Genomic DNA, 13,247 nt, shown 5'->3' with positions numbered 1-13,247 from the left:
TCTTTCTTATTGAAGTATGCTTTTGCGCATCATATTATTCACATACACTGGTTGATCCACTTTGAATTTCACGATTTGCAACGGATGTCTCGCTGCATCTAATTCGTTTCCATCCTCATCCCAAATTTTCTCCACCGTTTGCGTAAAGTTTTCTATTTCTGGCCCAAAGAACTCCACTTCATGTCCTGGTTTGAAATGATTACGTTGCTCAATCGTTACGATGCCCGTTTCTTCATTATAATCTAACACTAAACCAGCGAAATCATACGTTGTTTTCTTACTATGATTTCCAAACATTTGCTCTTGATGTCCTGGAACCCCTTCAAAGAATGCAGGAGCTGTATCACGATTTGCACATTTATCAAGCTCATCTAACCATTCTTGTTTAAACTCAAAGTTATCCGGATCCGCACAATATGCATCAATTACTTTACGGTATACTGTCGCTACAGTCGCTACGTAATGGATTGATTTCATACGTCCTTCAACTTTTAAGCTATCAATTCCAATTTCAATCATTTTCGGAATTGATAAAATTAAATTTAAGTCTTTTGGACTCATTGCAAAGTGAGCATCTTCTTCTTGGAATAGAGGAAGCTCTTTTGCATCTTTATGTTGTGATACTGTTTGAACTAAATCATAGTCCCAGCGACAAGATTGACAACAACCACCACGGTTAGAGTCACGCGCTGTCATATGGTTACTTAGCGTACATCTTCCTGAATATGCGATACACATTGCACCATGGACGAATGCTTCAATTTCAATATCCACTTTTTCTTTAATCTCTTTCATTTCTTCATAGCTTGCTTCACGAGCTAATACAAGACGATGTAAACCTTCTTCTTTCCAATACTGTGCTGCTTTCCAGTTGGATAGTGATTGCTGTGTGCTTAAATGCACCTCAACAGAAGGCGCTACACGTTTACAAGTCTCAATGATAAGCGGATCAGCAACGATAATTCCCGTTACGCCAGCTTTTTCAATCCCTTTTAAATATTCCTCTAGCCCGTCCATATTTTCATTATGTGCAAAGATATTTGTTGTTACATATATTTTTGCTCCATATTTCTTTGCAAATTCCACACCTTCTGCCATTTCTTCCAGTGTAAAGTTACCTGCATTTGAACGAAGACCAAATTCTTGTCCACCTAAATATACAGCATCTGCCCCATAATGGATAGCTACTTTTAATTTTTCTAAGTTACCCGCAGGGATTAACAGTTCAGGTTTCTTCACAATAACGCGTTTGCCATCGATCACTCGTGAAATTTCTTGTACAGTCATTTCCTACACCCTCCTCGTTTAGTAAACCGTCTCTTTAAAGAAGAATCCTGTATCTAACGGACGATTCACCGGTTGCATTTCTTCTATCTCTTTATATAAGTCGTCTTTCACGTCATAATACGCATCACGATCTTCTACACATAAATCAATTGCTTTACGGTATTTCTTCGTTACCTCAATAATGTATGCAGAGCTTTTTAGTACACCATCAACTTTTAAGCTATCAATTTCAGCATCAATCAGCTCTTCTAACTCATCGATGAAACAAATATCATTTGGACTCATAATGTGAGTACCATTTTCATCTTCATAAATTGGATATTTATTGTTACGCTCTGGGTCATATAAGAACATATTCTCTTCATATTTTTTCTTTTCGATGTCAAGATGACGTCCTTGATACTCAAAGTAGTTTCCTACTAACGAACGCTTCGATTGGAACATACAAGTCATACCGTGAATTTGCACTTCAAGTTCCACTTCAGCATTTTCTTTTAATTCAACAATTTCATCTAAGCTAAGCTCGCGAGCTAATACAGCACGTTTTGCTCCTCTTTGTCCCCAGTAGTTACAAGTAAACCAGTTTGTTGCTGTTGTTTCTGTATTCCAGTGCAATTGCATATTTGGCGCTACTTCACGAACCGCCATTAATACTGCTGGATCTCCGAAAACAATTGCATCTACATGTACTTCGTTTAAAAATGCAACATAATCTGTTAATTCTTCTACTTTATCGTTGTGGAACATAGCGTTCATTGCTACGTATACTTTTACACCATTTTCATGTGCAATCTTCACAGCTTGTTTCACATCTTCACGTGAAAATTCCCCTGCTAAACGTAAACCAAATTTTTGTTCACCGATCATTACCGCATCTGCTCCTGCTTTCGCAAGAGGTTCGATATCCGCCACCGCTTTTGGCGTTACTAACAATTCTGGTTTCTTCATACCTTGGTCACCCTCTCTTTTTACTAACAGCTACTCCATCACCAATTGGGAAAATCGTTGTATCATATCCTTCATGGTTCATAAGCCATTCATTGTACGTCTTAATACGACGGATTAAACCACGTGTACGTCTGTTTTCAATTTTCTCTTTTGTCGTTACAAGGCCATGGTACATCACATTATCTGAAATAATTACGCCACCAGGATTTAATAACGGTTCATATAAGTCAAAAAAGCGACGATATTGTCCTTTTGCTGCATCAATAAAAATAACGTCAAATGTTCCATGTTCTTCTACTTGCTCGCCTGTTTCTAACGCATCACCGTAAATAACGGAAATACGCTCTTTAACTGGTGAACGTTCTATATATTCAAGTGCTTTTTCATATCGCTCTCGATTGCGCTCAACTGTCACAATGCGAGAATTTGGAATAGCTTGCATCATACGAATACTAGAATAGCCAATTGCTGTACCTAGCTCTAAAATGCTCTTCGGTCCAATTAAACGTAAAAATTGCAACATAAATTCCATTCCAAGTCGATCCATAATTGGCACATGATTTTCTTTCGCATAGTCTTCCATTTCAAGAATTAACTTATCTTTCGGATCAATAAATGATAATAGGTACTCGTTAACTGCATCCTCCATAATGGTCCTCCTTATTTACATGGAGAAGTGCCTCTATGACGTCTTTTCACACATAGAATGCAATAAAAATACAAGCCAGCTTCACCCTTAGCTTGTACGTCCCGTTTTGATATTAAAAACGATTCTTCTGCCAGTTTTTAACCCGATATATTTTACCACAAAAAAGAGGGATGCGCGACCTTTTTCGCTACCCCTCCCCATTTCACTGTTTTTTCGTAATATATTTTTGCTTTAGTGCATTATGCTCTTCCAATGTTTTCGCATAGTACACTTCACCAGTTGGTGCAGCTAAGAAATAATAATAATCTGTTTGCGCAGGCTCTAACGCTGCTTCCACTGAATGTTTACCAGAGTTTGCAATCGGGCCCACCGGCAATCCTTTCACAACATACGTATTGTACGGTGAGTTTATCTTTAAATCTTCGTATAATACACGTTGTTTATGCTTTCCAAGTGCATATAATACCGTTGGATCCGTTTGTAGAGGCATACCTTTTGCTAAACGATTATAAAAGACACTAGAGATCTTTTGACGATCTGTAAAGCCTGTTGCCTCTTCTTCAATAAGTGAAGACAATGTTAAAAGCTGATGAACATCCCAGTTTTTCGCTTTCATTTTTGCCTCATTTTGAACAATGATTGCATTCGTTTTTTCCAGCATTGGAATGAGAATTTCTTCTAACGTCGTATCTTTTTTATAGAAAGAGTACGTCGCAGGATATAAATAACCTTCTAATGGATATTTAATATTGCTATCAAAGATTTTATCGGTTAACAACTTTGGATACTTCTGCTGCATTTTTTGAATAAATGCTTTATCGTTTAATTGACGCACAACATCATCTTTATTCCACTTTAACTCTGTCGCAATTGACTCTGCAATTTCGGTTACTTGTGCTCCTTCTTTTATCGTCACTTTATAAAGAGCTGGACGATGTACATTACCAGATGACATTTGCTCAATAACATCTTTTGCACTCATTGAAGGATTTAATAAATATGTACCCGCTTGTAAATTTTTAGATTTAGCCTTTGTATAAAAACTAAAAACTGTACCGTTTTTCACAGCACCTTTTTCTTCTAAAATCTCACCAATTTTACTAGTAGATGATCCTTTCGGAATTTCTACTTCAATCTCTTTTTTATTCCCGCTATCAACTGGTCCTAATGCGGATGAAATATACGCATAGACTGAACCACAAACTAAAAGCAGTGCAATTATCGAGAATAAAACAATGCGTCTACGCTTCTTTTTCACTTGATTCTCTACCAAAACTCTTCCTCCTTATTCAATTGTAGGCCATATGTACATCTTTCTATACAACACGATGAAAAATCACAATACATTTACCTATCATTTTTGACAGATACTTTATTTTCTACAATCCGTCTCATTATACTACAAAGGATTGCGCAGTTTCGACAAAAAATCTTTCATTTTACATATAAAAAAGGCGGACGATATACCGTCCACCTTTTCAGTACTTATTATTCAGCTTCTTGCTCATCAGCTAGAGTGTTAAACATTTCTTGTACCATTTCCCACTCTTCTTCAGATTCGATTGGAAGTAAAGTTCCGCCCTCTTCTTCATTTTGCTCATAAGCCATTGCATCATAAATTTGGTCTCCATCTTCGTCTACTTCACCGATTGGAGAGAAGACTACGTATGATTTTTTGCCAAATTTTTCAGCGTCAAAAGTGAAAATAATTTCACATAAATGTTCGTTACCTTTTTCGTCTACAATTGTAATTTGATTTTCTTCCATTTTGGTCACCTCTTATTTACTATCTAAAAATCCTTGTAAGATTACGACTGCAGCCATCTTATCAATTACTTGCTTTCGCTTCTTACGGCTTACATCGGCTGAAATGAGTAGACGTTCCGCTGCCATCGTTGACAAACGCTCGTCCCACATTACAACGTCTAATTGTAACAGCTCTCGTAGGTTTTCTGCAAATTGTTGGCATGCTTCACCACGCGGGCCAATTGTACCATTCATATTTTTAGGTAAACCTACTACTATCTTGTCCACATCATACTGTTTTACTAACTCAGAAATGCGGTCAAAACCAAATTGACCTCGTTCTTCATTAATCTTGATGGTTTCAAGCCCTTGTGCTGTCCAGCCCATTTCGTCACTAATTGCAACTCCGACTGTTTTTGTACCTACATCTAAACCTAATATCCGCATAAATTACTCCTCACGATGATGTTTCAAGTAAGACTTCACAAGCTCTTCAATTAATTCATCACGTTCAAGCTTGCGAATGATGCTTCGCGCATCTTTATGGCGAGGTATGTATGCTGGGTCTCCACTTAATAAGTAACCGACGATTTGGTTAATCGGATTATAGCCTTTTTCTTGAAGTGCATCATACACAGTTAAAAGTACATCATTTACATGGACACTCTGTTTTTCATCTTGAATGCTAAACTTCATTGTTTTATCAAAACCGTCCATTTCAAGCACCTCACTTATATAGTAAGTATAGGGAGAAGAACTTCTCCTCTCCCTACCATTGTACACTACTATCTCTTTATTTTGAAACAGATTTAACGTACTCTTGTACAAATGCTAAAGCTTCCTCAACTTGCGCTGGGTTTTTACCGCCCGCTTGTGCCATATCAGGACGGCCACCACCGCCACCGCCACAACGAGAAGCTACTTCTTTCACAAGTTTACCAGCATGGTATCCTTGGCTAATTAAATCTTTCGTTACGCCAGCTAAGATGTTTACTTTATCATCATTTACAGACGCTAATACGACAACTGCAGATTGTAATTTATTTTTTAGGTCATCCATCATCGTACGTAAGTTGTTCATATCTGCAACATTTACTTTTGCCGCTAATACGTTCACGCCATCAACTGTCATTACTGAATCAGTTAAGTTTCCAGCTTCAATATTGCTTAATTTCGCTGCAAGAGATTCATTTTCTTTTTGCAGTTGTTTCACTTCAGCAAATAGACCATCAACTCTTGTTAAAATATCTTTCGGATTTGTTTTCATTTTTCCTGCTGCTTCTTTTAATAAACCTACTTGATCGTTCATTAATTCATAAGCAGACTTACCAGTTACTGCTTCAATACGACGAGTTCCTGCACCGATACCAGACTCAGCAACGATTTTGAAAATACCGATAGAAGCTGTGTTATCAACGTGACAACCACCGCAAAGCTCTAAGCTATAGTCGCCAACTTGTACAACGCGTACAACATCACCGTATTTTTCACCGAATAATGCCATTGCGCCCATTTCTTTCGCTTCTTCGATTGCTTTTTGAGAAATCTCAACATCAATACTTTCCCAAATTTTCTCGTTTACGATACGCTCAATTTTTTCTAATTCGTCAGCTTGTACTTGACCAAAGTGAGAGAAGTCAAAGCGTAAACGTTCAGAAGTTACAAGAGAACCCGCTTGGTTAACGTGCGTTCCAAGTACGTCTTTTAACGCTTGGTGTAGTAAGTGAGTTGCTGTATGGTTCTTCACAACGCTACTACGGTTTTTCGTATCGATAATAGCTTTTACAGCCGCATCTTTCGTTAATGTACCTTCTTCAACTACAACTTTGTGCAAGTTTTGGCCGTTTGGTGCTTTTTGTACGTCTTTTACAAGAACTTTCACGCCGTCAGCAAGAAGGTAACCACGGTCTGCAATTTGTCCGCCGCTCTCAGCATAGAATGGTGTTACATCAAGCATTAATTGTCCTTCTTCACCTGCTTGCAAGCTGTCTGCGTATTCACCGTTTTTCACAAGTGCAACAACGTTACTTTCTGTTGCAACCGTACCGTAACCAACGAACTCGCTCGCTACTTTCACTTCTCCAAGGACACCGCCTTGAACTTGCATAGAATCAACGTCTTGACGAGCAGCACGTGCGCGCTCACGTTGTTTTTCCATTTCATTTTCAAAGCCTTCATGATCAACTGTCATACCAGCTTCTTCTGCATATTCTTCTGTTAATTCAATTGGGAAACCGTATGTGTCATATAGACGGAACGCATCTACTCCAGAAATAACAGTTGTTTTTTCTTCTTTCGCTTTTGCAATAACTTCAGCTAAAATTGCTTCACCATCATGAAGTGTTTCGTGGAAACGCTCTTCTTCATTTTTCACAACTTTTGCGATGAAATCTTTCTTTTCAAGTACTTCTGGATAGAAGTCTTTCATTACTTCTCCAACAACCGGTACTAATTCAAACATGAACGGACGGTTGATGTTTAATTTCTTAGAGTAACGAACAGCACGGCGTAATAAACGACGTAACACATAACCACGGCCTTCATTAGATGGAAGAGCACCGTCACCAACAGCGAATGTTACTGTACGGATATGGTCAGCAATTACTTTAAACGCCATATCTTTTTCTAAGTCACCATTACGATATTTCTCACCAGAGATTGTTTCTGTTGCACCAATCATTGGCATGAATAAGTCTGTGTCAAAGTTTGTAGGCACATCTTGAACGATAGATGTCATACGCTCTAGACCCATCCCTGTATCGATGTTTTTCTTAGGAAGTGGTGTATATGAACCATCTGGATTATGGTTAAATTGAGAGAATACAAGGTTCCATACTTCTAAGTAACGCTCGTTTTCTCCACCTGGATATAATTCCGGGTCACTAAAGTCATTACCGTAAGCTTCTCCGCGGTCATAGAAAATTTCTGTATTCGGTCCACTTGGTCCTTCACCGATATCCCAGAAGTTTTCTTCTAAGCGGATGATGCGCTCTTTTGGAACACCCATTTTCTCATTCCAAATTGTGAATGCTTCTTCATCTTCTGGATGGATTGTAACGGATAGTAATTCTTTATCGAATCCAATCCATTTATCGCTCGTTAAGAATTCCCAAGCCCAAGTAATTGCTTCTTCTTTGAAGTAATCACCGATTGAGAAGTTCCCTAACATTTCAAAGAATGTATGGTGACGAGCTGTTTTCCCTACGTTTTCAATATCGTTTGTACGAATTGATTTTTGAGCATTTGTAATACGTGGATTTTGCGGGATTACACGTCCATCAAAATATTTTTTTAATGTTGCTACACCACTGTTAATCCATAGAAGAGATGGATCTTCATGTGGAACTAGTGATGCACTAGGTTCTACTGCATGTCCTTTTTCTTGGAAAAAGTCTAAAAACATTTGACGAATTTGTGCGCCTGTTAGTTGTTTCATTGTATTTTCCTCCTTAAATATAAAAAACTCCCGCCCCTATAAAAGGGACGAGAGTTAACTCGCGATACCACCCTAATTATGAATTGATTACTATAACAATCAATTCATCACCTCATGGTGCCGTAACGTGGCAAGACGGCAGTGATTAGCTGCTCTCAGGATTAGCTTTCTGTTACCCTTCATTTAAAGCTTCTTTCAGCCATATGGAAGCTTCTCTCTATAAATGGACTGTAACGTACTTGTTCCGTCATTGATTTAATGTATTATATGACTAAATATAATAGAATTCTCTTAAGTTTGTCAATGTAGATAATCATTTATATTATATCAATTACTTATTAATCATAGCTATTCTATTATTCATTCTTAACTGCCTTTTCATATATTATGCATGTATGAATAAATTGTACTACCTCTACATACTTTTCTGAATATTTATTTTTTGTTATAATTAAATTATTAATAATAAAGGAGCGCTTATAATGACAACCTTATTGAACAAAGCTAAAAATATGTTAACGACTGATGAAACAATATTGTTTTACGTAGCCTGTTCACTAGATATATTTATTTATCGTTCCGTCGCAAGGTCAGGCCTGTTAATTTTAACGAACAAACGCCTCTTCTTTTATGGACCAGATGTAAGTAAGAACCCATTATTTGAAGAGTACTCTTTCGCAAAAATTTCTAATCTAAAAGAACAAAAACGCCTTTTCAGCAATCAAATTATATTTATGTACGATAATGAATGGAAAAAAATAAAACATATTCAAACAAATGATGTAAGCTCTCTCGTTCAAAAATAAACGAGCAGCTCTCTAAATAATGATAGCCCTCTACTTTTATAAGTAGAGGGCCTTCCTATTACACATCTTCTTTTTTCCAAAGAGGCCTTACATGAACGATCACTGTACGAATGACCGCTAAAATAGGAACTGATATTAATAATCCTACAATTCCTGCCACTTCTCCCCCAACTAATAATGCAAGCATAATAATAACAGGATGCATGCGAAGCGACTTACCAACGATATAAGGGGATAAAATGTTACTTTCTACGAATTGCAAAATAGCAATTGTAATCCCCGCTTTAATGAGTAAACTTGTTGATACCGTTGCTGCAATCATCAACGCTGGAATCGCCCCTAAAATAGGGCCAAAGTATGGGATTATATCTGTTATCCCGATGATGATGCCAAGTAATAATGGATATTTCATACCGATAAACCAAAAAGAAAGAACCGATACTCCTCCTAATACTAAACAAACGAATAACTGTCCGCGAATATAACTTCCGAGTGACTTATCAATTTCTTTCGCCAACATTTGCCCCGTACTCCGCCACTTACTCGGGACTAGTTTCCAAAAGATATGATAAAACTCGCCGTAATCTTTTAATATGTAAAATACAATGAACGGAATTAAGAAAATAATGAGTAACGAATCTAGTACACCACGAGCTGTGCTCATCACTTTATTTAAAAGCGCTTGTATCTTCGTCTCTACTCCGACAAAAATTTGTTTCACCTTTTCATGAATAAATGACGGGAAATTCGCTGTTTGTTCTGTAACACCATCCATCCAAGAATCATACATTTTTGTAAACTGCGGGAATTGTTCATTGATTTCTTGTAATTGCTTAATCACAACCGGCGTTCCTTTATAAATTCCATAACCAATCCCGCCAAAGAAAAGGATGTAAATGAGCAAAATAGCGAGTGTGCGCGGCATCCCTTCCTTATGAATTTTTTCGATTAAAGGATGCAATAAATACGCAATAAAACACGCAATAAGAAACGGTGTAATGGCCACTTTACATACAAAAATTATCGGTGCCCATAGCGGCTTAATTTTTAAAAAGACGAGCAGACAAAGAAATACAAGTAACAATAATCCTAAACGATATATCCAAATGATTTTAAGATTCTTCACACGAAAAACCTCCTCCACCTTTATTTTGAAAATAAATAGGGTAGGTTATGTGCAAAAGTTTTAAAATCTTTTCGTGCAGACCATACTGTTTTGTAAAGACGTACATATACATAACATAACAAGGACAACCATCCCTGAGAATGCAGCGTGAAACAATATAATCAGGAGGGCTCATAATGGTTTTATTTATGCTCGTATTATCAGCACTTTTTATGATTCTTGAATGGGTTTGTATCGGATTTGGTATTTGGAAAGGTTTCTTTATTCGTTCCTCACGAAAAGAAAGAGCGAAGCAATTATTTCATTACGGCATGCTTGGCGTTGGATGTTACGGTCTATCTTATCTCTTCTCTGAAATTGGACTTTTATATTTGCATACAAGTGCATAAAAAAACTCCCTTATGATGAAGGGAGTTTTTTACGCTTATAAATAAGATTTAATCATCTTACGTGCTTTTTTCATATTACGTTTTGAAAATACATCTTGTTTGCGAGCATATTGATATGCTGCCGCTCCAACACCTAATGCGATTAATGAATTGCGTAGATTCAAAGTAAATCCCCCTTTTCGTTATCCGATCGTTCTTTCATTCTCATCAAATAAATCATCAAGAGAGCTTAATGAACCATCTTCTTCTACTTGATGCGTATGGATTTTCCCCTTTGAAACCGATAATTCGATATAACAATTCCAGCAATAAAATTGGTTGACACCTATTTTTCCAATGTCTTTCCCTTTGCAATTTGGACAAATGAACATATGGCTTTCATCTCCTTACAGTCTCCCAGATTCTATTCGCCATTATGTCCAAACCGCATTCATTTATACATTACTGGAGCCTTTCAACGTTATACGTTTGAAAGTTTCACTATATAATTTCACCTTGTTACATGAAATCATACGGTGAAATGTTTTCCACGTCCATTTCTTCGCCATTAACTGTTACCATCTGTACTTCTCCTTGTGATTCCTGCAAGCGATTAGCTAAAGTCGTTTGACGCATTGCATCATCAAGGCGATTTACACCAGACTGGAAAGCGGCTTCCTCCCCGCAAATAATAAGGAACTTCTTACTTCTTGTAATACCAGTATAAATTAAATTACGACGTAACATACGATTATAACTTTTTACTATCGGCATAATCACAATCGGAAACTCACTGCCTTGTGATTTATGAATCGAACAGCAATAGGCATGTGTAATTTGATTTAAATCCGGCTTTGTATATGTTACCTCAATTCCATCAAATGAAACGATGATCATATCTTGTTGCTCAACGTTTTCTTTCGCATAAAACACCGAAACAATTTCTCCGATATCACCATTAAACACTTGGCTCTCAGGCTGATTCACGAGTTGCAGTACTTTATCTCCTCTTCGGTATACAACATCACCGTAAGCAATTTCTTTACTCTTTTCCCTTTTCGGGTTAAACACTTCTTGCAACGCTTCGTTTAATACATTAATACCGGCCGGTCCACGATACATCGGGGCCAATACTTGTACATCTCTTGCGCTAAATCCTTTTGTCTTAGCATTTTCACAAACCTTTTTAACAACCTCAACAATTTGAGCTCCTGTACAGCCGATAAATGAACGATCTTTTTGATTTTGCGCTAAATCTGGCGGGAGTGTTCCATTTTTTATCGCATGGGCAAGTTGAATAACTGATGAGCCTTCCGCCTGACGATAAATTTCAGTAAGCTTTACTGTTGGAACTGCACCTGCATTCAATAAATCTTTCAGCACTTGTCCAGGTCCTACAGATGGCAATTGATCTTCATCTCCTACAACGATAACTTGAATGTTCGTGGGCAATGACTTAAATAGCTGATTTGCAAGCCAAATATCAACCATTGAGAATTCATCAATAATGAGCAATTTCCCTTGTACCGGATCCGTTTCATTACGCTGGAAAGACCCTTCTGGCGTCCAGCCAAGTAAACGGTGAATTGTACAAGCTGGAAGACCTGTTGATTCACTCATTCGCTTCGCTGCTCTTCCTGTTGGGGCCGTTAATAATATCGGAAATGGATTATCATCACTGTATTCATTCGGATTTAACGATAACCCGTGAAGTGAAGCATACATCTCAACAATTCCTTTAATAACTGTTGTTTTCCCTGTTCCTGGTCCACCTGTTAATAACATCATCGGTTTATGAAGTGCCGTTTGAATCGCTTCTTGCTGAAACGGTGCATATTGTACGTTCAGTTGTTCTTCAATTTCACCTAATGTTTTTAACACTTCTGCTTCTGGAAATGAAGGTATTTCTTCTTGATTCATAAGCCTGCGAATAGACTTTACAACACCTTTTTCAGAGTAGAACAGCGTCGCTAAATACACTCGCTCTTCTTCTATGATGACTTTCCCTTCACTTTGCATCATTTCAATACAGCCTACAACGTCTTCCTCAGCCACTTTTCCTTCTTGATTGTTTAAAAGTGACATCGTTTCTCTTACAAGTTGATCTTTCCTCATATAAACGTGACCAAGTTGCAGTGAAACATTCTCTAACGTGTAAAAACATCCTGCGCGTACACGGTCGTCGTGATTACCCGATATCCCTAACGCACGCCCTATATCATCCGCTCTTCCAAAACCAATCCCGTCCACTTCTTCGATAAGTTGGTACGGGTTATTACGAATCACTTCTAATGTCATCTCTTTATATTGCTGGTAAATCTTAATAGAAAGTTTCGTTCCAAAACCGTAGCCATTTAAAAAGCTCATTACTTTCTCTAATCCTTGATGTTCAACAATTGTCTCATATATTTCCTGAGCCTTTTGTTTATTAACAACACCATTTAATGCCTCAGGGTCATCCATAATTTTAGAAATAGCATGTTCTCCGAGATGATCTACAATTTTTTCAGCTGTACGCTTTCCTATTCCTTTAAATAAATCACTCGCTAAATATTGCACCATACCGGCTTTTGTTTGTGGCAATTCTTTCTTAAATGTTTCAACCATATATTGTTTTCCATACTTCGGATGGTCTTTAAAATGACCTGTCAATGTAAACACTTCATCTTCGTGCATGCGGGGAAAATGACCGTTTATCATTACTTTCTTTTCGTCGTACGTTTCATTCGTTTCAATGACTTTCATACTGACAACGGAATAGAGGTTTTCTTCGTTGTGGAAAATGGTATGAAGAACTTGCGCTTTTATAAACTTTTTCTCTTCCTCAAACAAATCCATTGCATGTTGATTTCCCATCTTTCCTCTCCTTTCCGAATTCGTT

14 protein-coding genes and 1 other annotated feature are annotated in these 13,247 nt (G+C 37.4%); of the genes, 2 read left to right on the top strand and 12 right to left on the bottom strand.

The window, feature by feature from the left end:
* Window positions 1-6 precede the first annotated feature (6 nt).
* The 8 genes from AC0NJG_RS04655 to alaS all read right to left on the bottom strand — a co-directional run bounded on the left by AC0NJG_RS04655 (window position 7) and on the right by alaS (window position 8,066).
* The gene (locus tag AC0NJG_RS04655; RefSeq protein ID WP_000217969.1) at window positions 7-1,287 is read right to left on the bottom strand and encodes a peptidase U32 family protein; all 1,281 of its coding nucleotides are present in this window, start codon (window positions 1,285-1,287) and stop codon (window positions 7-9) included.
* Window positions 1,288-1,305: 18 nt separating this feature from the next.
* Window positions 1,306-2,235: a peptidase U32 family protein gene (locus AC0NJG_RS04650; protein WP_000742781.1), complete on the bottom strand. Its 930-nt coding sequence runs from the start codon at window positions 2,233-2,235 to the stop codon at window positions 1,306-1,308.
* A gap of 7 nt (window positions 2,236-2,242) precedes the next feature.
* Window positions 2,243-2,884, bottom strand: coding sequence for an O-methyltransferase (locus AC0NJG_RS04645; protein WP_000389094.1), 642 nt, complete (start codon window positions 2,882-2,884; stop codon window positions 2,243-2,245).
* 202 nt (window positions 2,885-3,086) lie between these two features.
* Window positions 3,087-4,157, bottom strand: a complete 1,071-nt coding sequence (mltG, locus tag AC0NJG_RS04640; RefSeq protein ID WP_087954234.1) for an endolytic transglycosylase MltG — start codon at window positions 4,155-4,157, stop codon at window positions 3,087-3,089.
* Between the two features lie 215 nt (window positions 4,158-4,372).
* Entirely contained in the window at window positions 4,373-4,651 is a 279-nt protein-coding gene (locus AC0NJG_RS04635) for a DUF1292 domain-containing protein (RefSeq protein WP_000392247.1), read from the bottom strand.
* Window positions 4,652-4,663: 12 nt separating this feature from the next.
* Window positions 4,664-5,077, bottom strand: coding sequence for a Holliday junction resolvase RuvX (ruvX, locus tag AC0NJG_RS04630; protein ID WP_001221197.1), 414 nt, complete (start codon window positions 5,075-5,077; stop codon window positions 4,664-4,666).
* A gap of 3 nt (window positions 5,078-5,080) precedes the next feature.
* On the bottom strand, window positions 5,081-5,347 hold the full coding sequence (locus tag AC0NJG_RS04625) for an IreB family regulatory phosphoprotein (protein ID WP_000348590.1): 267 nt from the start codon (window positions 5,345-5,347) through the stop codon (window positions 5,081-5,083).
* A gap of 76 nt (window positions 5,348-5,423) precedes the next feature.
* Entirely contained in the window at window positions 5,424-8,066 is a 2,643-nt protein-coding gene (alaS, locus tag AC0NJG_RS04620) for an alanine--tRNA ligase (RefSeq protein WP_000811832.1), read from the bottom strand.
* A 40-nt stretch (window positions 8,067-8,106) separates the two neighbouring features.
* Window positions 8,107-8,326: a binding site (T-box leader), on the bottom strand.
* Between the two features lie 222 nt (window positions 8,327-8,548).
* Between alaS and AC0NJG_RS04615 the strand changes: the two genes are divergently transcribed.
* Window positions 8,549-8,872, top strand: a complete 324-nt coding sequence (locus tag AC0NJG_RS04615; protein WP_474062895.1) for a PH domain-containing protein — start codon at window positions 8,549-8,551, stop codon at window positions 8,870-8,872.
* 58 nt (window positions 8,873-8,930) lie between these two features.
* On the opposite strand, the gene AC0NJG_RS04610 is transcribed toward AC0NJG_RS04615, so the two are convergent.
* Window positions 8,931-9,998 (bottom strand): AI-2E family transporter, encoded by a 1,068-nt coding sequence (locus AC0NJG_RS04610; RefSeq protein ID WP_000793117.1) that lies wholly within the window; start codon window positions 9,996-9,998, stop codon window positions 8,931-8,933.
* Between the two features lie 176 nt (window positions 9,999-10,174).
* Between AC0NJG_RS04610 and AC0NJG_RS04605 the strand changes: the two genes are divergently transcribed.
* Entirely contained in the window at window positions 10,175-10,387 is a 213-nt protein-coding gene (locus tag AC0NJG_RS04605; RefSeq protein WP_000242555.1) for a hypothetical protein, read from the top strand.
* Window positions 10,388-10,422: 35 nt separating this feature from the next.
* On the opposite strand, the gene AC0NJG_RS04600 is transcribed toward AC0NJG_RS04605, so the two are convergent.
* The 3 genes from AC0NJG_RS04600 to recD2 form a co-directional block, all read right to left on the bottom strand.
* Window positions 10,423-10,551: a YrzQ family protein gene (locus AC0NJG_RS04600; protein ID WP_001053553.1), complete on the bottom strand. Its 129-nt coding sequence runs from the start codon at window positions 10,549-10,551 to the stop codon at window positions 10,423-10,425.
* Between the two features lie 18 nt (window positions 10,552-10,569).
* Window positions 10,570-10,758, bottom strand: coding sequence for a hypothetical protein (locus AC0NJG_RS04595; protein WP_000469281.1), 189 nt, complete (start codon window positions 10,756-10,758; stop codon window positions 10,570-10,572).
* A 127-nt stretch (window positions 10,759-10,885) separates the two neighbouring features.
* Window positions 10,886-13,222 (bottom strand): SF1B family DNA helicase RecD2, encoded by a 2,337-nt coding sequence (gene recD2 / locus AC0NJG_RS04590; RefSeq protein ID WP_474062894.1) that lies wholly within the window; start codon window positions 13,220-13,222, stop codon window positions 10,886-10,888.
* Window positions 13,223-13,247: the final 25 nt, after the last annotated feature.

The sequence above is a fragment of the Bacillus sp. SSR7 genome (assembly GCF_055902415.1).
Note: the sequence above shows the minus strand (reverse complement) of the source record. Positions and strands in the feature narration are given on the sequence as shown.

Bases quoted from the DNA above. Each gene is read 5' to 3' on its own strand.
- AC0NJG_RS04655 (WP_000217969.1), bottom strand. From the start codon at position 1,287: ATGACTGTACAAGAAATTTCACGAGTGATCGATGGCAAACGCGTTATT.
- AC0NJG_RS04650 (WP_000742781.1), bottom strand. From the start codon at position 2,235: ATGAAGAAACCAGAATTGTTAGTAACGCCAAAAGCGGTGGCGGATATC.
- AC0NJG_RS04645 (WP_000389094.1), bottom strand. From the start codon at position 2,884: ATGGAGGATGCAGTTAACGAGTACCTATTATCATTTATTGATCCGAAA.
- AC0NJG_RS04635 (WP_000392247.1), bottom strand. From the start codon at position 4,651: ATGGAAGAAAATCAAATTACAATTGTAGACGAAAAAGGTAACGAACAT.
- ruvX (WP_001221197.1), bottom strand. From the start codon at position 5,077: ATGCGGATATTAGGTTTAGATGTAGGTACAAAAACAGTCGGAGTTGCA.
- AC0NJG_RS04625 (WP_000348590.1), bottom strand. From the start codon at position 5,347: ATGGACGGTTTTGATAAAACAATGAAGTTTAGCATTCAAGATGAAAAA.
- alaS (WP_000811832.1), bottom strand. From the start codon at position 8,066: ATGAAACAACTAACAGGCGCACAAATTCGTCAAATGTTTTTAGACTTT.
- AC0NJG_RS04615 (WP_474062895.1), top strand. From the start codon at position 8,549: ATGACAACCTTATTGAACAAAGCTAAAAATATGTTAACGACTGATGAA.
- AC0NJG_RS04605 (WP_000242555.1), top strand. From the start codon at position 10,175: ATGGTTTTATTTATGCTCGTATTATCAGCACTTTTTATGATTCTTGAA.
- AC0NJG_RS04595 (WP_000469281.1), bottom strand. From the start codon at position 10,758: ATGTTCATTTGTCCAAATTGCAAAGGGAAAGACATTGGAAAAATAGGT.
- recD2 (WP_474062894.1), bottom strand. From the start codon at position 13,222: ATGGGAAATCAACATGCAATGGATTTGTTTGAGGAAGAGAAAAAGTTT.